The organism is Nonlabens spongiae (assembly GCF_002117125.1).
Taxonomy (GTDB): Bacteria; Bacteroidota; Bacteroidia; order Flavobacteriales; family Flavobacteriaceae; genus Nonlabens; species Nonlabens spongiae.
Window position 1 is genome coordinate 2,080,880 of sequence record NZ_CP019344.1, and the last position, 24,648, is coordinate 2,105,527.

22 protein-coding genes and 1 tRNA gene are annotated in these 24,648 nt (G+C 37.5%); 9 read left to right on the forward strand and 14 right to left on the reverse strand.

The window, feature by feature from the left end; translation table 11 throughout:
* Positions 1-7 precede the first annotated feature (7 nt).
* The gene (locus tag BST97_RS09605) at positions 8-1,363 is read left to right on the forward strand and encodes a hypothetical protein (protein ID WP_085767031.1); all 1,356 of its coding nucleotides are present in this window, start codon (positions 8-10) and stop codon (positions 1,361-1,363) included.
* Between the two features lie 353 nt (positions 1,364-1,716).
* Here BST97_RS09605 and BST97_RS09610 read toward each other — a convergent pair whose 3' ends face one another.
* On the reverse strand, positions 1,717-2,079 hold the full coding sequence (locus tag BST97_RS09610) for a hypothetical protein (protein WP_085767032.1): 363 nt from the start codon (positions 2,077-2,079) through the stop codon (positions 1,717-1,719).
* A 371-nt stretch (positions 2,080-2,450) separates the two neighbouring features.
* Here BST97_RS09610 and BST97_RS09615 point away from each other — a divergent pair, with 371 nt between their 5' ends.
* Complete coding sequence (locus BST97_RS09615; protein WP_085767033.1) at positions 2,451-3,431, forward strand: IS110 family RNA-guided transposase; 981 nt, start codon at positions 2,451-2,453, stop codon at positions 3,429-3,431.
* Between the two features lie 310 nt (positions 3,432-3,741).
* Here BST97_RS09615 and BST97_RS09620 read toward each other — a convergent pair whose 3' ends face one another.
* Positions 3,742-4,248: a hypothetical protein gene (locus tag BST97_RS09620; protein ID WP_085767034.1), complete on the reverse strand. Its 507-nt coding sequence runs from the start codon at positions 4,246-4,248 to the stop codon at positions 3,742-3,744.
* Between the two features lie 433 nt (positions 4,249-4,681).
* A complete protein-coding gene (locus tag BST97_RS09625) occupies positions 4,682-5,272 on the reverse strand; it encodes a hypothetical protein (RefSeq protein ID WP_085767035.1) in 591 nt (196 codons plus the stop codon).
* 64 nt (positions 5,273-5,336) lie between these two features.
* Between BST97_RS09625 and BST97_RS09630 the strand changes: the two genes are divergently transcribed.
* Complete coding sequence (locus tag BST97_RS09630; protein WP_245833525.1) at positions 5,337-5,585, forward strand: helix-turn-helix domain-containing protein; 249 nt, start codon at positions 5,337-5,339, stop codon at positions 5,583-5,585.
* A gap of 94 nt (positions 5,586-5,679) precedes the next feature.
* On the opposite strand, the gene BST97_RS09635 is transcribed toward BST97_RS09630, so the two are convergent.
* On the reverse strand, positions 5,680-6,114 hold the full coding sequence (locus BST97_RS09635) for a JAB domain-containing protein (protein WP_085768217.1): 435 nt from the start codon (positions 6,112-6,114) through the stop codon (positions 5,680-5,682).
* A gap of 68 nt (positions 6,115-6,182) precedes the next feature.
* Positions 6,183-6,572: a hypothetical protein gene (locus BST97_RS09640; protein WP_085767037.1), complete on the reverse strand. Its 390-nt coding sequence runs from the start codon at positions 6,570-6,572 to the stop codon at positions 6,183-6,185.
* A gap of 380 nt (positions 6,573-6,952) precedes the next feature.
* On the opposite strand from BST97_RS09640, the gene BST97_RS09645 reads away from it, so the two are divergent.
* From BST97_RS09645 to BST97_RS09670, 6 genes are all read left to right on the forward strand, one after another.
* Positions 6,953-8,233 (forward strand): HEPN-associated N-terminal domain-containing protein, encoded by a 1,281-nt coding sequence (locus tag BST97_RS09645; RefSeq protein ID WP_085767038.1) that lies wholly within the window; start codon positions 6,953-6,955, stop codon positions 8,231-8,233.
* 113 nt (positions 8,234-8,346) lie between these two features.
* Positions 8,347-9,939: a site-specific DNA-methyltransferase gene (locus BST97_RS09650; RefSeq protein ID WP_085767039.1), complete on the forward strand. Its 1,593-nt coding sequence runs from the start codon at positions 8,347-8,349 to the stop codon at positions 9,937-9,939.
* A gap of 11 nt (positions 9,940-9,950) precedes the next feature.
* Positions 9,951-10,304 (forward strand): hypothetical protein, encoded by a 354-nt coding sequence (locus BST97_RS09655; RefSeq protein ID WP_085767040.1) that lies wholly within the window; start codon positions 9,951-9,953, stop codon positions 10,302-10,304.
* A complete protein-coding gene (locus BST97_RS09660; RefSeq protein WP_085767041.1) occupies positions 10,305-12,986 on the forward strand; it encodes a DEAD/DEAH box helicase in 2,682 nt (893 codons plus the stop codon).
* A 3-nt stretch (positions 12,987-12,989) separates the two neighbouring features.
* Entirely contained in the window at positions 12,990-14,240 is a 1,251-nt protein-coding gene (locus BST97_RS09665; protein WP_085767042.1) for a Shedu anti-phage system protein SduA domain-containing protein, read from the forward strand.
* Complete coding sequence (locus tag BST97_RS09670; protein ID WP_085767043.1) at positions 14,237-15,916, forward strand: UvrD-helicase domain-containing protein; 1,680 nt, start codon at positions 14,237-14,239, stop codon at positions 15,914-15,916. The genes BST97_RS09665 and BST97_RS09670 overlap by 4 nt, the downstream gene beginning before the upstream one ends.
* 32 nt (positions 15,917-15,948) lie before the next feature.
* Here BST97_RS09670 and BST97_RS09675 read toward each other — a convergent pair whose 3' ends face one another.
* The 9 genes from BST97_RS09675 to BST97_RS16320 all read right to left on the reverse strand — a co-directional run bounded on the left by BST97_RS09675 (position 15,949) and on the right by BST97_RS16320 (position 24,648).
* Positions 15,949-16,965: a DUF3871 family protein gene (locus BST97_RS09675; protein ID WP_085767044.1), complete on the reverse strand. Its 1,017-nt coding sequence runs from the start codon at positions 16,963-16,965 to the stop codon at positions 15,949-15,951.
* A complete protein-coding gene (locus BST97_RS09680; protein WP_085767045.1) occupies positions 16,943-17,806 on the reverse strand; it encodes an AAA family ATPase in 864 nt (287 codons plus the stop codon). The genes BST97_RS09675 and BST97_RS09680 overlap by 23 nt, the downstream gene beginning before the upstream one ends.
* Before the next feature lie 306 nt (positions 17,807-18,112).
* On the reverse strand, positions 18,113-19,318 hold the full coding sequence (locus BST97_RS09685) for a site-specific integrase (protein ID WP_085767046.1): 1,206 nt from the start codon (positions 19,316-19,318) through the stop codon (positions 18,113-18,115).
* A 67-nt stretch (positions 19,319-19,385) separates the two neighbouring features.
* Positions 19,386-20,195, reverse strand: a complete 810-nt coding sequence (locus BST97_RS09690) for a hypothetical protein (protein ID WP_157111599.1) — start codon at positions 20,193-20,195, stop codon at positions 19,386-19,388.
* A gap of 77 nt (positions 20,196-20,272) precedes the next feature.
* Positions 20,273-20,584, reverse strand: coding sequence for a helix-turn-helix domain-containing protein (locus BST97_RS09695; RefSeq protein WP_085767048.1), 312 nt, complete (start codon positions 20,582-20,584; stop codon positions 20,273-20,275).
* Positions 20,585-20,712: 128 nt separating this feature from the next.
* Positions 20,713-21,573 (reverse strand): DUF6617 family protein, encoded by an 861-nt coding sequence (locus tag BST97_RS09700; RefSeq protein WP_085767049.1) that lies wholly within the window; start codon positions 21,571-21,573, stop codon positions 20,713-20,715.
* 110 nt (positions 21,574-21,683) lie between these two features.
* Positions 21,684-21,757 (reverse strand) — tRNA-Asn (locus BST97_RS09705).
* A 113-nt stretch (positions 21,758-21,870) separates the two neighbouring features.
* The gene (locus BST97_RS09710; protein WP_245833527.1) at positions 21,871-23,886 is read right to left on the reverse strand and encodes a CocE/NonD family hydrolase; all 2,016 of its coding nucleotides are present in this window, start codon (positions 23,884-23,886) and stop codon (positions 21,871-21,873) included.
* A gap of 54 nt (positions 23,887-23,940) precedes the next feature.
* Complete coding sequence (locus BST97_RS16320) at positions 23,941-24,648, reverse strand: M13 family metallopeptidase (protein ID WP_317043408.1); 708 nt, start codon at positions 24,646-24,648, stop codon at positions 23,941-23,943.

Here is a 24,648-nt window from a genome sequence, read left to right on the forward strand (position 1 = left end):
AATAACTATGAAAAAAAGATTTCTAAAATTTAGATCTATAAGTATCGCCTTTGCTGCTCTTACGCTAGTAGTAGGTTGCAGCGGCGACGACGACTCACTTAATGAACCTACTGACAATGCAGATAGGTGGATTACTGTTGCCGCAGCACGTATGGGAACAAACCCTGGTGATGGAAATGGAGGTACCTTAATTTACTCACTGAGTAAAGAAGATGCTCAAGACCCTAGCATTTCTATTGAACCCTTTGATAATGGGTTTATAGTTCCATCAAACCGTACAGCTCGTTTGCAAGCTTCAGAAGATGGTAGTACCATATTCAATATAAGCTATGCCGGTGACACTGGTGGTAATTACACTAAATATACCGTTAATGGTGGTCAGGATTTTGTACAAACTGGAACAGAAATAAGTATCGCACCTTATGTAGGAACAGCTCCTAGATGGATTAAGTTGTTTGATGGTGATCAAACTGGGTGTGCCGTGTATGTTTCTACAGAGCATGAAGTAGAAGACAATGGCACGCCTAATGATGCTACAGATGATACTTATTTGAGAACAGAAGCAACCGTAGGTATCGTAACACTAGACCTACAAGACTCTAGAATTCTAAACTTTCAAGAGATAAGTGTGCCGTTATCATCACAAGAAGAAGCAAATGGATATTACTTCTCACGTGTGGACATGCCTACTTTAAATGCTGCAGGCGATAAACTGTATATAGGTGGACGTTTAAGTAAAATAGATCCGCAAACTTTAGATCGTGATAGCGGTTATGAAATTTTAGGTTCCAAAACTATCGTTCTAGATTACCCTAGTTTAAGCAATCCACAAGTGATTACTTCAAGTGTAGGAACAGGTAATACAAATGGTTACCGCAGCATTAACGCCTTTGAATACAACGGTAGTGTTTATCAGGCAAATCAAGGCGATCCTAACGGTTCACACATTCTTAAAATTGGCCCTAACAATCAGTACGATGATTCCTATGTTTTTAGTCTGGATCAAGCATTAGGAGTAACTGGTTCTTATATTTTGGCATGGAGACCAGCGGCAAATGGTAAAGCAGTAGTTGCTTATCGTCATGATGGTTCACAAGATGGTGTAGCTGGTGCTCAAGGATACTTTGCCCTTGTTGATTTGAATGCTAAAACGGCTACAAAAATTGATCAAATTCCTTATGAGCCTGATTTCTACTTGTTCCAGTATCAAGGTTTTGCTGTTGACGGTAATGATATTTACCTCACCCAAGCACCTGTAGGTAAAGATGGAAACATCTATGTTATCGATACAGAAAGCGGTCAAGTAACTAAGGGTGCACAACTTATCAATGTACCTGGCAGTCACTTTATAGGCGCTTGGTAATTGTCTAATCATGTTTAGTTCGCTTAAAGGCTGTCTTCGTGGGACAGCCTTTTTGCTTTGCTTTTTTTCCCATTGTATAGCAATAGTGATGCTGTTTTTAAGGTTTTATAGCAGTTGTAATTACGCTTTCGCGAAAGCTCTCCCAAGCCCCATTTGCCTGATTAATCTTTCTATTATCCTTTTTACGGCTGTTGATTCTAAGGCTGCTGAAGTTGAATTAAAGCTAACTCTACATGGATACCTTATTTCTCCAGAATGGAATTCAAACACTGTTTCCATTTCCTCAAAGTTGCAAATGCTAGAGATATGTCGTTGAAAATCTGTCTTATCTCTCCAAAAGAGTCTAACGAAATCTATCTAATATGATCTAATTCACCCTTGATGTTATTCAATATAATTTTAACAGATTCGGAGGATTCTGCTTGTTTATATACTAGCTTATCAATAGAATTAATTGCGTCCTTAGTTCTCCTTGATAATTCAGTCTTATATTTTTCGTAGAAACTGTAGGTAACTGGCGCTTCTACAGGATCATTTATAGTACCATCCGAGAATAAGCCTATATATGTTACTAATCCTTGTTTATAGTTGTGGGATTTTACCAAGGATTCATATGTTTCAAGAATACGAGATACAGAATCAACTTTAAGAGCTATTAATTTCTTTGGCTCAACTATATCTCTGAAATATTTAAAAATTTTATGAGGATCGGACATTGGACTACTTCTGGACAGGTTACACGATAAAGATAAAATGTTTGACCTATGTTTGACCTAGGGAAAATAAAAAAGCCACTCAGTTTCCTGAATGGCTTTCTATTGCTTTGCTCCCCCTCTTGGACTCCCTTCGACTACGCTATTAGTTTAGCTTTCTATCTTTAAAGTGAATTTAATCATATTGAATTCTGAAAAACCAGAAGAGAAAGGTGAACTATTTCGACTATTGGATATCTAGATCCATGCTGAGCATCAGTCCTTTCCCTTCTTGGGTTTTCGATACCATTTAGAATGTCAAGCTCTCAGGCTTATTAATAGCGTTGGTACACGAACCCATTGGTCTTTCAGGTTTCAATAGCAAAATCAAATCTATGAAAAAACTAGTAGTAGGGATCGACATCTCAAAGGACACGCTGGACTTTTGCATCCTTGAAAGCGAGGGCGTCACCATCAATGGTCGTGGTCAGCTACAGAACAGTTCAAAGCAGATCAAAAAATGGCTGGACGGCTTCAACAGGGAGCAGGCTCGTTTTGTAATGGAACATACCGGGCACTACGGCATGGAACTCATACAGAGCCTTGCCGGAGCGGGACATGACTTTTATCTCATAAATCCTCTCGAACTCAAGAGATCCATGGGCATCCAGCGCGGCAAGAGCGATAGGGTCGATGCCTATCGTATCGCAGAATATGGCATCACGAACCGGCACAAGCTCACACCCTTTGTCCTGCCCACCGAGAACCTGGTCAGGCTCAGGGCGCTCATGACGGCCCGACAGCGATATGTCAAGATAGCCGTCCAGGTCAAGAACAGCATCAGGGCAAACGAGATCCTGGGAAGGACGGTGGATGTAAAAAGCCTGCTGCGGGAAGAAAGAAGACAGCTCGCACAGGTCGAGAGGACGATCGCTAGCCTGGAACGCCAGATGAACGAGGCCATTGCGTCCGACCAGGCAATCAGACAGACCTATGGCAAGATAACGAAGGTCACAGGCGTCGGCCCGATCATCGCAATGAAGTGCATCGTCGAGACAGACAACTTCACCAGATTCACCGATCCAAGGAAGTTCTGCTCGCATGGCGGACTTGCCCCATTCCCGTACCAATCGGGAAGCAGCATAAAGGGCAGGAACAGGACGCACCATCTAAGGGACAGGACGCTCAAGGCATTGCTGATCAGGGGCGCGACAACGGCCGTCCGACACGACCCGCAACTCAAGAGGTACTACAACAGAAAGACTGGTGAGGGAAAGCACCACATGAGCGTAATCAATGCCGTGGCCAACAAACTTGTGCTAAGAATATTTGCCGTGGCAAAAAGGGACGAACCCTTTGTGAAATTAGCTGCCTAAAAACTTGTATTTATCTTAGAATGCTCAGGATAAACTTCTCGCCCAAAAACTCCCATAAACAAAAAAAGACCTCGTTTGCACGAAGTCTTTTTTCTAATTTGCTCCCCCTCTTGGGCTCGAACCAAGGACCCTCTGATTAACAGTCCGTCCCGGCAATGTTTCACATATTAGCATATTCTTGCAAATAGCCTATAAACACTTGCTTTGTTGAAGATCTATCTTTCCTTTGTTTTCTGATTATTGCAGAAGACCCTTCGAAATGTTTGACCTATGTTTGACCCATGTTTGACTACAGTAGATAAAAGCATCTCTAGAAACCAAACTGCTCATATTCTTCTGTAAACGAATCATTCATTGTGTCATAGCTAAAAAGCACCCCATATACGGAGTCTGTACAGATAAATAAGTCGAATAAGTTTGCATCCAAAACACTAGTGCCAGAATTAGGGTTAGTAATATTTATTCTTATAGATTCTAATCCACTCCCTCTCCCATTAGTCTGACTGCTAGAGTCAAAATTCAAAAGAGTAAGCCTAACCCCTATAACATCGCCACTCAACTCTCGGGAATCTGATAATGTCTGTGAACTTGAACCGTTCCAATCATTAGCTCCTTCAACATTACCGTCAGAAACAAACTCAACTTCAACAGAGTAATCCGACATATCACCACATCCATCTGTAAAAGTATCGCCATTAAAACTAACTAGATAGGACGGTTCACTGGGATTCTCGGAATTATCACCATCATCTGAGCTACATGATATAGCAAATAGTAATAATAATACTGTAAGGTAATTGAATAAGTAATTTTTCATAATTGTAGTTTATTTTGATTAATTAGTAATTCTTGGTAAGCTGGGAATCTGGGATATTCGTAATGTAAAGCATGTTGAGGTTTGGCGTAAAATGTATACAGCTATTCCATTTGCGTAAGCATATAGTTTAAGCTCATTACTATAAGGATCATTTTCTAGTAACTTGTTATGAGGGAGACTCAGATTTATGGAATCTAAAATATAGTGTAAGTATATTTTGTTAAGCCTGTAATCACAGTAAGACAAATCACCTCTAATAAAATAAAGGTAGCATTCGGATTCAAAAAATCGATCAAATAGAAATATCTCAGAATACCTGAAACTTCGGAATGCTTTAGTTAAAGATAGTTCTCGAATAAGTTCTAGATCCAAATTATTCTCTTCAAAAGATGTGCCTAGGACATAAGGGAGACTTCTGATGAAATCCATATTCCTACAAAAATAATTCGGAATATAATGATTTGGAATCTGCAACATCTCTTCCAGAAATCTCAAAAATTTTAACTAAGCCCAAATACTTTTCCTTAGCAAGGCGAACACTATTTTGCTGGATGTAATCTCTAATAAAAAGCTCCAAATTCATCAATTGACCTGTAATTTTTTCTCTTGCGTCCACCAAATCTTCTGAAAATCTTTGATCTTTATGATGAATTCCTGTTTGTTCCAATTTTGATAAAAGGGTTTGAGTTTTTTCCCTAATACTAACATAAAACAACTGGTCAGGAAGATCTACATCATGATATATAGTTTCAAGAATACTATTGCTTTTCATGTTTTTTTCTAATTCATCGATAGCATCATTATACTCATCTTCCGATGTATAACCAAAATTTGGTTGAGTATCTAGTATTGAAAGCTGACTTAATTGTTTTTCAAGTCTCAAAATAGAGTTTTTTTTATTTGAAAGCTCATTTTTCAAATCTTCTATCCTATCCTCATAGAATTTCTTTGATGATTTTTTATCCTCTAGAATCAAAGCAATGACGACTCCAGAGATGAATAATATTCCGATAATTTGACTCATAATACATAAAAATTTATAAAACCTATCATATATGATATATGGCTAGGCTAAGTTAAGTGATTAATTGAACCTATCAAGTAGGATAGGTTTGCTCAAAGAAGAAATTTTGAAAAAGGTAGGTCAAAAAATAAGAGAAATAAGGATCTCTAAAGGCCTAACACAGGTGGAGCTCGTGGCTAAAATGGAAATCACTACTGACCCAAATAATATTTCTAGATTAGAAGCAGGTAGAAGCAATATTACTTTGTTCACCATCTATCGTATTAGTACCGCTTTAGAGGTCTCAATGAAAGAATTGGTTGATGTGGAATAATACATTTCCGCTATATTATTATATGAAATAAATCAGATATTTCCTCAAAACCCCATTAACCGACCTTTTATTGGTTCATTTACGCAAGTGTAAATTATAAATACCCCTTATCTGCAAAACTTAAATAGCCAGATTTTGTAATAATCAAGTGGTCTAGTAACCTTATATCTAAAAGCTGACATGCCTTTTGAATTTTACGGGTTATACTTTTATCAGCTTCGCTGGCAACAAGTTTTCCAGACGGGTGGTTATGAATGACTACAATACCGGAGGCATGTGCCTTCAATGCTACAGATAAAATTATCTTGACGTCTATAACACAACTACTGGAGCCTCCCCTTCCTAAAAAGTGAAACCCTAAGACCTCATTGGCGTTATTTAACAATAAAATTTTTACCTCTTCAACAAATTCAATGGTGTCCAGATTCCAATTCTCTATGATCAACTCATAAGTTGAGGCACTATCTTTAATCTTTCTCTTAGGCTCCGAGCCACTAGAGTAGATTACTTTGATTTCAGAAACTTTCATAGGTATAAAATTTAATCCCTCCAGATTGCTTTGCATTGAAAATAATCTGGAAGGATGTAGGTTAATGACTAAAGGTCCTGTTCAGCAAGTTCGTGCAAACCAGAGGAAGGTTCATTTGACATTAATTGATCTAACATTTCGTCTTGTCTAGCTTCCTCACTTGATTCTGGAAGGTAAATCCATCTGTGACGAAGGATTATTTCTTCACCTGTCTCCTTAACAACATAGGTGTAAGGATCAACTTGTTTTTTGACTATTGACCCTTCCATTTCTGAGCCTATCAGAGCTTCACAGGTCATTTCATCAAAAGTGCTAGTAACAAATGCTTTCTTGGCTGTAGCATAAAACTGACCAGTTTCAGCAGACTTGACCATTTCAATACCACCTTGTAGTTCTAGAACGAAAAATGGTGCTCCATCCTCTTTTTCCCTTTTTTTAAATCCAATAATTCTTACCATCGTAAATGATTTTTAAGTTAAATATGAACTTGATGTACTGCAGATTTACTGACGAAAACCTCAGCTATCACCTTGAGATACTTTCCTGCCATTTAAATTGAACTATCAAGTACAACGGCATTTGCCCTTGCCAGAATTGGTGGGGTATTTAGTGGGTGTGGGGGAGTGAGGGAGTGTGAGCGAGATACATTTTAATAAGGTATAATTTCTTTATCAGCCTTCCTCTCATTAGGATCAGAGGGCTTAGCATTTATAAATCCCATTACACTTACAGAAGAATTTCGACATAAAAAAATTCTAGTGTTGAAATGTCCAATTAAACATAAGCCACCTTTAAAATAACTTTCTCGATTCCCCAGGGGGGACCTTTATTTTTTTAAATGAAGGCGGGGGGTCTTTTGGAGGTGATTTGCGTAAACGCTATTTTTAGTGGCACAATTTTTTTTTCTAGAAAATTTATGGGGTTAAATGACAGATACTTTTATGAGGATATAGGGTTGGGATCTGTTCCCGATAAGATGATTTGTGCTAATCATCTTGAAGTTCAGGCACTAAATAGGTATATCCGAAAAAATGCAGTACGAGGAACTTGTAGCTATTGTGATACCGCTTATAAGGTCTTACCATTTGTAGAGTTAATGGAGTTTATTATGAAAAGCGTCAACTTCTTTTTTGAAGACGCTGGCAATTATCAGCCATATGAAAGCAAGGAAGGTGGTTATTATTGGGGTGGTCAGTATGAGCCTGAAGACATCATTCAAGACTTTTTACAAATAGATGCGACACCATTTGAAATAGTTACTGACATCCAAGAATCACTAGATGATTCTAAAACATGGACTAACTATTACCAGTTTTATGATTCCATCGCCGATGAATACTTCAATAGATGGCAGTTTTTCTGTAAAACGGTAAAGCATCAAACAAGATACTTATTTCACCATAAGAGCAACAATCAAAAGTTGCATCTTGAAAATACAAACCCAAGTGAAACTCTTCAAGATATAGAGCAATTTATCAAAAGCAAAAAATTGTACAAAACCTTACCAGCAGGAGTTATAATTCTTCGTGGACAGCAACATCACGCAAGCAAAAAAGCTGAATGCCAAGAAGCAAGTAGATTAGTTTCACCACCAATTGAATTTGCTAGAAACGCCAACAGATTTTCTCCTTCAGGTATTTCTATGTTCTATGGTGCCTTTGATTTTGAAACAGTCATTAAGGAGATATACAAGCAATACGTTGATGATTTAGAGAACCGAATTACCATTGGAAAATTCAAACTTAAACGAGATGTTCGATTAATTGACCTTACCAGCATTCCAGAAATTCCAAGTGCGTTCGAACATTCAAAGTTGAACAGTAGCTATTATGATACTGTATTTCTACATCAGTTTACCAGAAGTATTTCCGAACCAATTGATGAAAATTTAAGTTACGATATTGAATATGTACCAACTCAAATTATCACCGAATATTTTAAACATCAATTAAATGATAGTTTAAAGAAACCAATAGAAGGAATTCTTTACCCATCTGCTGCTAAATCTGGTGGCACTTCGTTAGTTCTATTTTGGAATAATTCTTTATCACTAGAAAATTTAGAATTGATAAATACCACTTATTTCAGCGATATAGAGCGTTTTTTAGAGCCCTGTTGACAACATGGTTTAAAACACTGTAGGAATTCTTACTATGTAAGCTTATTTTTAACATCTAGCTTTAAGCATCAAATATTAATTTATGCTTTTAGATTTACAATATCAACTAATCTATGCCCACACTCAACTGGATAGGAAAAGAAAAGGTGGTGAACCACCATCAAGATGTGCCATTCAAGATTTTGGAAAAGCAATACACTTATTCAGGTGGTAAGGAACAGCAAGATGCCACCAGTGGGAATAAAATCATCCATGGGGATAATCTTGAAGCTTTAAAAAGCTTGTTGCCAGAATATGAAGGTAAGATAGACTGTATCTACATTGACCCACCTTACAACACTGGAAATGAAGGCTGGGTGTACAACGATAATGTTAGCCACCCTAGATTAAAAAAGTGGCTGGGAGAAGTTGTAGGGAAAGAAGGAGAGGATCTATCACGACATGACAAGTGGCTGTGTATGATGTATCCTAGATTGAAGTTGTTGCATAAGTTGTTATCCCACAACGGTTTTATCTTTATTTCGATAGACGAAAATGAAATTCACAATCTTCGGCTAGTAAGCGAAGAAATCTTTGGAGAGTCAAACTTCCGTGGCTGCATAAGTAGAGCTACAGGAACTCCTACTGGACAAGGCAATCAAAGAGTAGCTAATGAAATCGATTACATATTGATTTACAGCAAATCAAAGAATGCTGAAATTTTAGGATTGCCATTTACAGAAGCTGATAGTAAGATTTACAATAAACAGGATAATCGTGGAAGGTACCTTACGAGAACACTTAGAAAAACTGGTGGTGAAGATAGAAGAGAAGATAGGCCAAACATGTATTACCCTATAACTAGTCCGAAGGGTGACAAAGTTTTTCCAATAGGACCTTCTGGATATGAAAGTAGATGGCGTTGCTCTTCTGATACTTTTGATGATTTAGAAAGCAAGGGTATGATAGAGTGGTCTGAAAACAAAGAAGGTGAATTATTACCTTATTTAAAATTCTATCTCGAAGGTAGAACTAAACAAGTCGGCAATCTTTGGACAGGTATTCAAGGAAACAAAAAAGCATCAGCTGATGTAAAATCAGTTTTTCAAAAAAAAGTATTCGATACACCAAAACCAGTTGAATTAATCGATAGATGTATTCGTATATCTACTGACAAAAGTTCTATAATCTTAGACTCATTCGCAGGCTCAGGAACAACGGCTCATGCTGTATTAAACCTCAACAAAGAAGATGGTGGAAACCGTAAGTTTATTATGGTGGAAATGGAAGACTATGCCAAAGACATCACAGCAGAAAGAGTAAAACGTGTAATAGATGGTTATGGTAAGGATAAAAAAGCTGTAGATGGCACTGGTGGTGATTTCACCTATTACGAGCTGGGCAAGCCGTTGTTCAATGATAACCAAATTCTCAATGAAGAAGTCCCACTGAAAAACATCCTAGAATACGTATGGTACTCAGAGACCAAAAGCAACTATAAGCCACAAGATGAGAAATATTTACTCGGAAAAAAGGAAGACACAGCTTATTACTTTTATTACACTAAAGATAGCATAACCACCCTAGACATGGACTTTTTACGTCAAGTTAAAACCAAAGCCAGCAACTATATCATTTATGCTGACAACTGTTTACTTGACAAGGAACTCATGGATAAGTACCATATTGTTTTCAAGAAGATACCACGAGATATAAGTAGATTTTAAAGTTTGACAAAATGACGGATTCACAAAGAAACATAGTTGGGGAAATTCTTCTACAAATGAATAATATTCATAATGCAAGAGATCGTGCAGAACTTGAAACTATAGGGCGGATCATTTACAATCAAGCTTTTGATGTAGAGCCTCGTACTGTAGAGAGTATAAATGGAGAAATGATTAAAGATCAACGAGGAAAGGATTTGTTACTGGGTATTTTGGACAAGGATATTAATTCTCTGGGTACAGATTCCTTTCCCACTCTGAAAGATGAAAAGTTAGCTATGCTTACATCGCTAAGACTGTTGATCAATGCTTTTGTTTTATTACCTATGGAGGATTTGCGCATAATAAAAAAGACTTTGGGCTAAATGGAATTAAAGCCTTATCAACATAAAGTTATTAAAGACCTTGAGTCATTCTTGCAGATATTGCAGGAAAAACAGAATCCTGCTCAAGCCTATAAGCAGTATTGGGAAAGCCGTGTAGGACCTTATACTCCACAAATAGATGGTTCTTTTACAGGTATGACCCCTTATAAGGATAATATACCTAATGCTACTCACATAGCTATCAAAGTGCCCACGGCTGGTGGTAAGACCTTTATTGCCTGTAATGCCCTACACAGTATTAACAAGCACTTCAACCAAGGGAATCCTAAAGCTGTGGTTTGGCTGGTGCCGTGGTCTAATTTACTTCAACAGACCTTTAATAATCTGTCCGAGGCCTCTCACCCTTATCGGGAAAAGCTCAACACTTTATTCAATGGACGTGTTGAAGTATATGAAAAAGAGGGCTTGTTGCAGGGTGCCAATTTCACCCCATCATCTGTTACCGAGCAGCTCAATATTTTTGTGTTCAACTTCAGTAGTCTTAGGATTAACAGCCGTAAAAAGGATGATAGAAAAATTTATAAGGAGTGTGGATATTTAGAGAGCTTTCGCGAAAGCGTAATAGATAAAGACCTTGTGCTACCAGATACAGATGAGACAGCGTTAATTAATGTAATACGAAGCCTGAATCCCGTGGTCATTGTGGACGAAAGCCATAATGCCGAGAGTGACCTGAGTGTGGAAATGCTCAACAACCTCAACCCATCATTGGTTCTGGATCTCACAGCAACTCCTAAGTCCAATAGCAACATCATCAGCTTTGTCAATGCCATGGAACTCAAGAAGGAGAACATGGTCAAACTGCCTGTAGTAGTATACAATCACAATAAAAAGGAAGAAGTCATAAGTAGTGCCCTGCACCTGAGAAGGCAGCTGGAACTTCATGCAGAGAAAGAAGAAGAGGTAACAGGTAAATACATCAGACCTATAATTTTATTTCAGGCTCAGAGCAACATAAAGGGGAAGAACAATACTACCTTTCAAAATATAAAGGACAAGCTGGTCAAGCTCAAAATACCAGAAGAACAGATTCGTATAAAAGTAAGTGGCATCGACGAGCTGAAAGATGAGGACTTGATGTCTAGGGATTGTCCTGTTAGATATATCATTACCGTAAATGCCTTAAAAGAAGGCTGGGACTGCCCCAATGCTTATATACTGGCTTCACTCGCAGATAAATCCAGTCCTGTTGAGGTGGAGCAGATTCTGGGTAGGGTATTAAGACAGCCTTATGTCACCAAGCATCAAAATCCTTTGTTGAACCTGTCCTTTGTGTTGACAGCTTCTGCCAAGTTTAATGAGACGCTGGACAATATTGTTGAAGGGTTACAAGAATCAGGTTTCTCTAGAGATGATTATTATGCCGAGGAAGCACCTCAAGAAGAATTGACCGACCAAGAAGTATTACAGCAGGATTTATTTGGTAAAGGAAAAAAAGATGATAAGCCTGTAAGTGATGATGTTTTTGAAGTAAATACTATTGACTTTGATCCAGAAGATGAAGTGAGTCTGGAGAACCTTGAGGTCCACCAACCAGAAATAGTAAATCATATAACTGGAAAAGCAGCACAAGAGAGTGAGGCATTTGACAAAGCAGTTCAAAAAACCACTATAGATGACGATACAGCGCTAATTACGCAGGTTATGGGAAAGAAACCTACCTTGTACAAGGTCATGGAAAAGTATAGAGAGACGTGGTCACGCTTGAGATTGCCACAATTCTATATAAAGCAAGAACATGATGCGGATGCACAAAGCGTGCTATTTGAAGAGGCTGCCAGCTATGAAACCTTACTCAATAAAGTAGAGCTACTGGCAGGATTTAATCTAGCCACCAAGAATGCAGATATCCAGTTTGATGAACTAAGTGCAGACATCAGGACTATTGACTTCAATGAGGAAAAGAAAGCCGTTGAGATAGGTACAAAATTATCTCACAGAGGCAAAAGGTTTCTGTTGGATAACATACTTGCCAAACCTAAGGATAAACAGCTCAAAGATGTAACTGACATCATTGTATCAAAGCTGGGTGACATGTACCCCATTCCAGAACAGGATTTGAAGAGTTACGTTTCCCGGGTTTTTGGCTCACTCGATAAGTCACAAATTCAAGATGTGATTACTAATGATTTCAACTATGTAAGGAATATTAAAAATCACATTAATGACCTGACTAGTGATTATACAAAAAAGCAATTCAAACAAAAGTTAGCAAGCAAAACGATTTTCACAGATACTAAGTTTGAATTACCTGAGTCAATATGTCCAATACGAACTAGTACAAACATGGCTAAATCTCTTTATGAGAAAGAAGGTCATATGAACAACTTTGAGCGTGATATGATTACAGATATTGCTGCACTCGATAATGTATTGTTCTGGCATAGAAATCTAGATAGAGGTAAAGGCTTTTTCCTAAACGGATTCAGTTCTAATCACTATCCTGATTTTATCGTTTATACAAAAAGTGACCATGTTATCCTCATAGAGACCAAAGGTGACGATAGGGATAATCCTGACAGCAGGGACAAAAATCGTTTAGGCAAGGCCTGGGACAAGGAAGCAGGTGACCGGTTCAGTTACTTCATGGTCTTCCAAACCAAAGAGGTGGAGGACTGCTATACGGCTAAGAGTATCATTGAGGTGGTTAAAAATTTATAAGGCATGGCATTACAAAGTAATGATCTTTACGGTGAATTTGATATGACCACTAGAGAATTGGAAGAATTAGATATATCGGAAAATTCTTCTAATACTCATTGCTATATAGTAGACAATAATGGTAAGATGTATGTCTCCTTCATTATGTCTAAAAAGAAAAGGGTAAAAACAATATGCAAAACTTTTATCCGTAAATCCCGCTCCCAGCAAAAATATGTTCTCAGCTTAGAATTTAGGAAAGAAAATTTGAAGGGTGAAAGTACAGTCAGTAAAGGTGACTCTATAATTATTCCTATTAAGGAAAATCAAGAGTTGAGTATGTTTTGGAAGCTGATTAGTTTTTTTCAAAAATTCAATCACCTTGTAGATACTGGAGATTTTTCTGACAAATATCAAGCTATAACTGGTGAGGGCGTAAAGGAATTTTACTCTAGATACGAGGCATCTAATAAATTAACCCAATTACTTGACTTGATTTCATCTTCCGATTTGAGTGAAGATCAGTTGAAGTCGGTGATATTTAATCAAAGAAAAAAGCATTTATATACATTTTACCTATTGTTAAAAGATTCTGACAAGAAAGGGGAGTCCATCCATCCAAGATATCGAGAGAAAAATGAGATCAAACAACAAGGCAGTGAAGCCATCTGGCATCATTTTCTGAAACGTAACAAATGGATATTAGGACTAAATACAGAACTAAGATTTATTTTTGACTTGCATAGTGAACACAAGTTAGGTGAAGAAAACTCTAGAGGTGCTGGGAGTTCCAAAACGGATTATCTGGGAACATCATATTTCACGACAATTATTGAGCTCAAGACTGAAAAAACAAAGATTTTTAAAAATTCCAAGGGTAATTCTTCAAGGGCTAATACATGGTCTTTCTCATCAGACTTTATAGAAGCCTACAGTCAAATTCTAGCTCAAAATGATGACATTCAAAAAAATCGAAAGAAGAGGATTGAATTTTCTGACGGGACGGCTCTGAATAGAGACATTATAAAAACTTTAGACCCCAAATGTGTTCTCATTATTGGCACAAGAAATAATGAATTTCCTCATATTGATACTCGAGAAACTAATTTCAAAACTGAAACTTTCGAGAGGATACGCAGGGATATAAAGAAAATTGATATCATTACTTACGATGAGCTCTTTGAAAGAGCATATCATATCGTCAATCCAACGCCTCTGCCCTCTAATTGGTTTACCATACCAATTGAAGAATTTATTGAAAAATATCTAGAATGATTAAGACACCAACCAAACAGCAGCAAATAATTTTTGATTTTATCGAAAAAGGAAATTCTCATGGGATGATAGATGCAGTAGCAGGTAGTGGTAAAACTTCTACTCTAATAAATGGTCTGAAACTCATAGACACTAATAATAAGGTACTTTTTTGTGCTTTTAATAAAAAAATTCAAGAAGAAATAAGTTCTAAAACAAAAGAATATGGAAATGTAGTGGTCAGAACATCATATGCTTTGGGGCTAAATATTTTGAAGTATTATAGTGCTAAATTCAACCAGAAACCAAGTGAATCTAAATATTATACATTAATAAATGAGACACTAAAGAGAAAAAAAGACAGTTGGGAATTTGAAGTGGAATCCTCGCTTACAATAAATTTTGAGAGAATAAGAAACATATATTACTCACTCAAGGAAGAAAATGAGCCTGACGTTTTTTACAAAACCTTTTTTAGCAACTTTTACTCTCTAGTTGATTTATCTCGTTACACTTTAAGCTATGGTAGAGGGTTGCAGGCATTCAAAGAATTAATATTTAAGTACGGTATTGATGTGGATAGCCAGAATATAGATTTATTAGATGCTTATTATAATTTAATTCAAGATATTATTAAGGTCGGGATTAATTCAGCAGTAGAATCTGGAGTCTATGACTTTGCGGACATGATTTTTTTACCATGTTATCTAAAATTAAAAGCAAGGTCACAATATGATATAGTTCTGGTTGATGAGTGTCAAGATTTATCCAATGCCCAATTCAAGATAATAAGAAAGTATCTCAAGGAAAAAGGTAGATTTTTTGCAGTAGGCGACCCATTTCAGTCCATTTACGGATTTGCGGGCGCATCTCCAAAATCCTTTCATAACATCAAAAGTGTCTTCCGACCGCAAATGTTTGAATTAACTAATTGTTTTCGATGTGCTCCTGAGATAATAGAACTAGCTAAGGATATTAGACCAGATATCCAAACTAAAAATGAATTTAAAGGTAAAGTTCAGCACATAAATTTTGATCAGATTGGAGACAATGCACGATCTGGTGATTATATCATTTCAAGGTACAATGCATACTTATTTGATATACTCTTCAAACTTCTCGAATTGAATAAAAAATGTAAAATTCTAGGGAAATCCCGTATCTTGAAAGAGTTAAAACTTATAATCCCAGATAATAAACTAGATAATAGAAATTATTATGAAAATTTGCTTTATGAGCTGGAAAAAATTTTAGAAGCAGCAATAAAGAAATTCGGAAAAAACCCCACCTATTTAAATAAGCTTGAGAACCTCAGAGACAGTATCTCTATCATTTCTTCATGCTACATACGTTCTGAGAATCTCAATACTCTAAGGGAGTTATTCCACTATATCGATGGGTTAATGAATGGCGATGACTGTGATTCAATAATTTTATCATCAATTCATAAGTCGAAAGGTTTAGAAAGTGATCGAGTTTTCATTATTGGATATCCGGACCTTCCAGTGAAATTAGAAGGAATGCTTGATTGGCAATTATACCAAGAAGAATGTTTGAAATACGTTGCTATTACAAGAGCAAAAAAGGAACTTTTTTGTTGTAGTAAGCCCTCAAATGATACAGATAAGCAGGATATTAATAGTTTGGATGTTGGGAAATGTAGTTTAGATGATGAAATTGACAATCTACCAATATAAATTGCCCGACTTCCTAAAAAGTCGGGCATCATCTAACTTAAAAACCAACGGTAATCAGAATCACCATTGATGGCTTTTGAGACACCTTCTGCAAATGCGAAGGCATTCTCATTCCTATCTAGGAAAGAATCAATGTAAGATGATTTATTAGCTCCTGTGAATAGGTTGTATACCTTCCACATAGATATATCTCCAGATTCATTACGGCAAAAGCTTTCATCCTCATAATAGTCCTTTGCAATCGTGTTGAATTGACTATCCGTAAGTAGCAGATTAGGCAAACTAGCTTTTTCAGCTTTTGGTAAATACTGATACAATTTTGATCGACCAATAAGCTGTGCAAATTGCCTATCTGAAATCACGTGTTTATTGAGGTTTGACATCAATTCTAATTGCTGGTCTGAATTATAAGACTGTATAGTTTCAAACACCTTTGCAAACAGATCATCAGTATTGTCTGTTTTCAATTCACGTCTATAGCCGTCAGTAGATATACACAGATTGCAACAAACCATATTCTGGAAACCTATAAAGAACTTAAACTTCTCGTGAGTCTTTTTACTATAAAGGTTCTCTTGATTATAAGCTCTTACCCCACCTATGGTTAAATTGAGTTCATTACCCCCTATGGTTTCAGTTATAGATGGAATACGAGCTATCCATGCCATTCTTTCATAGTAGATGGTTCTCTGGTGATCCAACAGCTCATTGGTTGGAATATGAAGAGCATCAGGGGTTCTACCCTTTATCTGATGACTTATCCGGACCTCAGGTTGAGATAGTGATACACTTAAGGCTTCAATAGCTGCATTGATTGATGTCTCAATGAACTGATTGTGGCTTATCGTGATTTCATTATCCTTACTAAACACGGGAATGGTACAATCCTTCTTCAAATGAGAGAGACTAACACTTTTAGTATTAGCCTCTATAAAGGGATTAGTATTTGCCTTTTCTACAGAAAGCAAGGGTTCTCGATATAGCTCTCTTTCTTTGAATTCAACTGGTTTCAACTGGAGAGGGCTTTCAGGAATGAGTAGCTTTTCCATTTTGCATGATATTTTTAGGATTACTTAAATTCTTTACTGCTTCAATATTGGACTTTTGTGCATTGAAGTCTTGCTTTAGCTCTGGAATGTTATAGTGCCTTTGGTATAAGTTTCTAAGCGCCTCAAGATCTTGGCAATCTCTTATCTGGGCTCGGACATCTTCAATAGTCTGACCATTGTTGCACCACTCCAAAATCTTCCTACCCGTGGCTGCATTTATCATAAATTCAGGCTTATCGGTAAATAAGTTAGTTCGATCCTTACTAGCTTTAGCATAGTGCTTACTGTCAATGTCAAAAACTAAAGTGAACTCATAGTCTACTCCATCCCGTTGTACTGCTTTAAGCCCTACCTTTTCAGGCACATACTTACCATCTTTCTGATTTAGAACATAGTCCTGTTTAGTCCTCATGGTAGCTATTATGTGGGCATTACTTTGAAGAATTTTATCCACAAAAGCTTTCTGTCGAGGAGTCACTTTAGCCCAATTAGCAAAAGAGTTCCCAGGTAGCTTTGAATGAAAATCCAAAAGCTCATCCCAAACTTGTGAGATCGAATCTAGAATTATAACAGCCATGTTTGCTTTCAGGCACACATCTATAGCTTCAACATATTTCTCTGGAGTGAATGGAGGTACAAGTGAAAGTACATTGTAAGAACCTAAATGTGCATATAGATCTGCACTACCATTTTCAGTATCAATAATTGCCACACTAGAGAGATCTCCATTTGTCAATCCTTTGGCCAATAATAAGCTGGAATAGGTTTTACCGCTTCCAGCACTTCCTTGCAGAGCCATTTTAATTTTGGCTCTTTTTCTTTCTGATTGTCTTAATTGCATTGTTTAAAAAATTAAAGGTTAATATAAATTCAGATTAAAATGAAAAAGCGCTCAAAACAGAGGTGTCTTGAACGCTTCAAAAAGATTTTTTCTCAAAAAGGCTATTAGCTTTTTTTCGTGATAAAGTGCTGAAATACTTGACTTTGTCATAAAAATTTAGTAGCTTTGTGCATCAAAACATTGATACAAAACCAACCACTGAAGTAGTCCTCATCCAAAGATCTTGCGTTGTTAAATTCCTTTGAATTTTGAAAGGGAGGTGTATTTATAAAGAGGAGGGAGAACTTTTGTAAGAGTAACCGAATTTTACAAAAGTTTCTTCATGGCGCTATCCAACACATCATCTTGGAATTCTTTCAAATATGCTCTTGTGACATTGACATTGCGATGACCCATCGTTTCTCCAATGACATCCATGGAAATTCCAGCATATTTCAAGTTTGTAGCGAAGCTGTGTCTAATTGTGTAACTAGTAACATTTGTTTCTATTCCAACTTTAGAAGCAATTTCTTTTAGATCTCGGTTGAATCGTTTCAACACCTTGGCTTTTCTGTTTTCAATCTGCATGGGAGTGAGACTATTTTTCAGTAAAATGGGAAAAATATAATCAGTCTCGTTGCCATGGCTCCGATACCAATTGAGAACAGTTTCAACTGGTGGCAAAATCTTTACAGAAAACTTACCTTTTGTTTTAGATCTTTTGTAAAGTATTCTATCGCCTTCAATATCTGTCCACTTTAGCTTCATCATATCAACAAAATTCATCCCTCCTGTGTAATAGCTAAAAATCATATAGTTTTTTGAATCTATGAGCTTAGGTAATGTACTAACATCCAAATTTTCCATTAGTCTTATCTGATCCCGGGTAAGCGCTTTCTTTATGTTACTGCCTTTCAGTTTTGAGACCTTGTAAGTCTTGAATGGATAGTATTTTTGATTAGTAATGCCCTTTTTAATTGCTTCATTAAATAAGGCTCTAATCTCACGCATCTTAACACCTATGCCGCCATCTTGGTTACCATTCGTTCTCAAATAGGTTTCATACCTTAGCAAGAGTTCGGGAGTTAATTGATGGAATTTTAAAGTCCTCTTTTTTTGAAATTTGAAAAATGAATTGAACGTATCTCTATGGGCTCTGGCATTTCCTGTTCTTCCCAGAAGCTGAAGTTCCTTGATCTTTTCTTCCCAAAATTCGGCTACTGTCATTTTTGACTTCTTAGTCCCTTTAAATTGTTCTTCAAACTGTTCTAAGGTAAAATCAATATCTGTAGCTATATACTCGTCGACAATTTCTAAAGCTTTGTGCTGCAATTGCAGTAAAATTCTATTGCGCTGAGAGCTATTGGGATGACTTTTCTTGAATTTCACGTTTTTCGCATCCCAATCTTTCAGAGCCGACGTTAGTCCTAAGGATATAGTCTTTGACTTTCTATCTTTTACTATACGGAGCACTATTGGGTATTCTCCTTTGGAGTTTATTTTCTTGCGTAAGATGATTTTTATACTTGCCATTTGTTTAATTTTTTGAAGAAGTGATGAATTCCCTATATAGAAAGCATGGAAAACATCACTTTGAGGTTTAAAAGTTGATAAGTGTGATAAATTTTGAGAGTATCGACTCTCTTAGGCGTGATTTCAGGGTAACCAGATTATACCTTCGGAGAATAGAATCAAAATCACGAGAATGCCTCATTCTTGTAGTAGAACTCATTCTTTGCATATCTACCTCCCAATAATTGGGATTTTTGTATCTAGTAAGTTTTTCTCTGTCCGATTCATTTATATCAGACTCCTCGAAAGGATCTATTACCGTAAGTTCATCAAACCTTTCAAGCAGTTTTAAAAGTAGTCTCCTGAGATTTGCCTTGTTTTTAAGGTCTTTCAATTTGTATATACCTAGCTTCCTTAATTCCCTTGCCTTTAAAAACTTAATTTCGAACCGAAGCAGATTGTATGGTAACTTGTATTGCAGAGCCTTATCATAGATTTTAACTATATAATTGTTGTAAGTAAACTGTTTGTACATTCCACTTCCTTCAAAACGACGAACTTGATTTGGACCTTTGAGCTTATGCATTAAGACATTGTTTTTGATAATAAGTGCTGCAGCTATAGGGATTTGAATATTGAAACCAAACTCAAGCTGAGTTAGATTTGACTGATCTAAACCACCGCATCTATAATCTATGTAGTCTATTGTTTTACATAAATCGTCATATCCAAAATCATTATAATTATGAGCTCCCAGCCCCATTCTATCATTATGAGATTTATGAATAGAATTTTTGACATATCCATGCTTTTCAGTAACTGATGCATCCATTGAATTAAAGCTAACTCTATAGGGATACCTTATTTTCCCAGAATGGAATTCAAATACTGTTTCCATCTCCTCAAAGTTGCAACTGCTAGAGATATGTCGTTGAAAATCTGTCTTATCTCTCCAAAAAAGTCTAATGAAATCTATCATGGTATCTGGACTAAAGAGTTAGACCCAATACCGTTTTCAAGTATTTCAGAATCTGGGATAACCCTAGATTCTTCAATCCATTGATTTATTTCCTGTTTCTTGAAATAGATTTTCTTACCCCCAGGACAATAAAAGGGTATCTCATTCTTACTAGTGAGCTTGTATACTGCCGACATAGAAATACCCAAATAGATAGATAGTTCCGCCACAGATAAAAACTCTTTTTGGAATGGTAATATTCCCGACAATTCATGTGCAATTCTTTCTAATTGCTCTTTTGTAAAAAACTTATTTTCAATAGTTTCCATAATTTAAAAATTATGGACATAGGCCTATATCCGTATTTGATATGGCACAAAGAAATAGCACGCATCTAATTGATTATCAAAAGTGTAATAAGAATGTAAGGTAAAGTGTAAGGTGAAAGTTTAGCTACTTAAGAAGCATTTATTATCAAGTCTATTTCTTTACTGATAGCCTCGTCTCTTGCGGTCGTTTTGATACGAGTTCTGTTATAATTGGTTTCGCTAAGCATTGTTTTTTGCTTAGAAAAAAACCTGCCTGACCTTTCGATATTCTTAGCGTTTAGTGAAGTAAACAAAGGTCTGAGTTTTTCAATAAACTGTTTGGCTGTAGAGTTTGTACAATTAAAATAAATTACTGTTTCCGGGCCTGAAGGGTTTTCAAGAAATACTTCCATGAAAGTATCTTCCCCTACTACATCCCATTCAATAATTTCATATTTTACTGCTATCTCATAAATATCTCTGAACTGATTTTTAGTAATCGAGTCTTTAAAACCGAAAAAAGAAAGTTTTTTATTCCCAGAGGGAAAAACAAATTCCTCAAGACCATATCTTTCATGCAGATGACTTTGGATAGCCTGTAAACTCTCAATTAAATAAGTGTCTGGGGAGCCCTGTTTCTGAACATTCAATCTAATATGATATAATTCACGATTGATGTTATTCAATATCATTTTAGCAGATTCGGAGGATTCTGCTTGTTTATATACTAGCTTATCAATAGAATCAATTGCGTCCTTAGTTCTCCTTGATAATTCAGTCTTATATTTTTCGTAGAAACTGTAGATAACTGGCGCTTCTACAGGATCATTTATAGTACCATCCGAGAATAAGCCAATATATGTTACTAATCCTTGTTTATAGTCGTGGGATTTTACCAAGGATCCATATGTTTCAAGAATACGAGATACAGAATCAACTTTAAGAGCTTCTAATTTCTTTGGGTCAACTACATCTCTAAAATACTTAAAAATTTTATGAGGATCGGACATTGGACTACTTCTGGATAGGTTACATGATAAAGATAAAATGTTTGACCTATGTTTGACCTAGGGAAAATAAAAAAGCCACTCAGTTTCCTGAATGGCTTTCTATTGCTTTGCTCCCCCTCTTGGGCTCGAACCAAGGACCCTCTGATTAACAGTCAGATGCTCTAACCAACTGAGCTAAGGAGGACTGTGATATACACAAACTTAAACGGTCAGCAAGGCTGTTTGCTTAAGCGAGGGCAAATATAATATCTTTTCAGAATTCCAACGAATTTTCAAGAAAAAATTTGAACCCAAAATCTAATTTTTAATCGGTGGGAGTTGCTGCTCGATTCCAGCCTCATCTCCTACTCTTACTTCACTTGATCCCAAAATCGTAACCTGTCCTACCGTAAAGTCTTCTTCATCAGCTTCAAAGATGTTATCTACATATTTCTGCGGGTTGCGATCTATATACGGGAACCATGTGCTGTGGATCTGGATCATGATGCGGTGTCCTTTTTTGAACGTGTGCAAAATATCCTGCAACGGGAAGCGCACCTGCTCCTGACTATTTTCTTTAAAAGGCTCAGGGTTTGCAAAACTGTTTCTGAAGCGGCCTCTGAAGGTTTCAGCGCGCACGAGTTGCTGGTATCCGGCTAGAGTTACATGTTTAGGAGTTTGCTCCTCGTTCTCCATATCATCTGGGTACACGTCAATCAGCTTCACGATAAAGTCGGCGTCTGTGATGCCGTTGAGGATTACGTCCAGCTGTGCCTGAATCTCACCAGCCAAAGTCATGTCCTCACCTAGAACATCCGTTTGAAAAGTGAGTACATCAGGTCTACGGCTTGCGTGACGTTGATCATCAGTCATGTAGGCTCTGGGTGTAAAGGTTACCGGCGTCACTTCACTTCTAAATGGAACTGGTTTTGAAGGATCGCTGGTGTAGGTAAACCTTACAGATTGATTCTTAGGCTCGTTGATAGTCAACTTTCCACCTTTCTCAAAGCCCAAGACAACCGCCTTATTCTTAGGTGGCCATTCTGCAAATTGATCCCATTCCTTTTTACCAGTATCAAACATATAGGCTTCAGGCAACTCTGGGTTTTTCTTCCCTTTTAAGTGGTGCTCAAAAAACGGCGTTTCTATTTTCTTCTGGTAAAACGTTGAGATACTATCGCCAAAAACAATATGATTCACCATCTGTGTGCCTGGTTCGCGCGCCCAGTTCCCGTGGCTCCACGGTCCCATAACGATAGTATTGTTCTTGTTTTTGGGATTGCGTCTTTCTACATTTTTGTAAATATTCAGTGGTCCGTATAAATCCTCGGCATCAAACCAGCCTCCTACGGTCATCACCGCATGGTCCACATCATCCAAATGGTTGATGATGGCTCGCTTTTGCCAGAATTCATCGTAATTGGGATGCTCGACCACATCTTGCCAAAAGAAGTTATCTGGAAAAATCTTTTCAGTCACGGTTTTCAATGGTCCTATCTTCATGTTGAATGCGTAAGAATCTGACATATCTCCCATTTCTCGCATGGCGTCCCACTTGTCACTATACCAGCTTTCAGTCGTAGGCTCTGTCTGGTGTCCAAAAACGGGATAAGCCCTCAAATAGCTCTGTAAAGTCGCTCCCATGTGGTGAAAATCATCAAAAAAGAAATCACCTATGGGTGCTTGAGGGGAACTCGCAACGAGCGCTGGGTGTGCTTCTGGCAGGGCTGCAGCGGTGTAAAATCCTGGGTAGGATATTCCCCATTGCCCCACTCTTCCATTATTATTAGGAACGTTCTTCACGATAAAATCAATCGTGTCATAGGTATCAGAACTCTCGTCGATATCCTTTTTATTACGCACGTTATTGCCCGGGATGTGTGGACGCATGTTGTCAAAGTCACCCTCGCTCATCCAGCGGCCTCGCACATCTTGGTATACAAAAATGTAACCGTCTTCCATCATGTATTTGTTAGGGCCCAGCGATCTTTTGAAATCGTTTTCTCCATAAGGCGCCACGCTGTAACAGGTGCGTTGCAACATGATTGGGTATTTACGCGAGGTGTCCTTAGGTGCATAGACTACGGTATACAACTTGACGCCATCGCGCATGGGGATTTGATGAACGGTTTTTGTGTAGTTTTTCTCTACGTAGCTAGTGGATTCTTGCGCTTTTCCTCCTACGCTGATTCCAAATAGTATTAGGAATAAGTACGCTTTCGCGAAAGCGAACTTACTAAAACTCTTATGCATGCTCTGGTGGACAGGCGCGATCCCAATAGTTATCGGGACGAGAACTAAAAAACTTATCAGAAATAATGTAATTGATCTCATAATATTAGAAATAAAAATCCCTGCACTTTTAAGGGTGCAGGGATGTATTATGTTTTACCAAATAACTACCCGCTTGTCAGGAGCGATGTACATGCTGTCCTTCTCAGTAATCTCAAAAGCTTCGTAAAAAGCTGGAATGTTGAGAAGCGGCGCGTAACCTCGATACATACCCGGTGAGTGCGTATCGTTTTTAATGCGCTGCATGAGTGCCTCCTCACGCATTTTAGTCCTCCACACGGTCGCCCAGCTCATGAAGAAGCGCTGGTTTTGCGTATAGCCGTCGATTTCTCCTGGGCTACCTTTATCCTCAAGCCACAACTGAAGTGCATCATAAGCGGCATTAACACCACCTAAATCGCCGATGTTCTCTCCCAAAGTAAACTTACCGTTGATATTCACACCTGGCATTACTTCAATGGCGTCAAATTGATCAGCAAGCTGATTCCCACGAGCTTCAAACTGTTCTTTATCCTTATCAGTCCACCAGTTAGTCATGTTACCCTCAGCATCAAATTTGGCACCTGAATCATCAAAACCGTGAGAGATCTCATGCCCTATAACGGCTCCCATTCCTCCGAAATTGATCGCAGGATCTGCCTCATAGTTATAGAAAGGCGGCTGTAGTATTGCTGCTGGGAATACGATCTCGTTGTAATAAGGGTTGTAGTAGGCATTAACAGTTTGTGGGGCCATGAACCACTCGCTCTTATCTACTGGCTCACCCAGTTTTGACATATTATCCTCATGACTCCATTCCTGCAC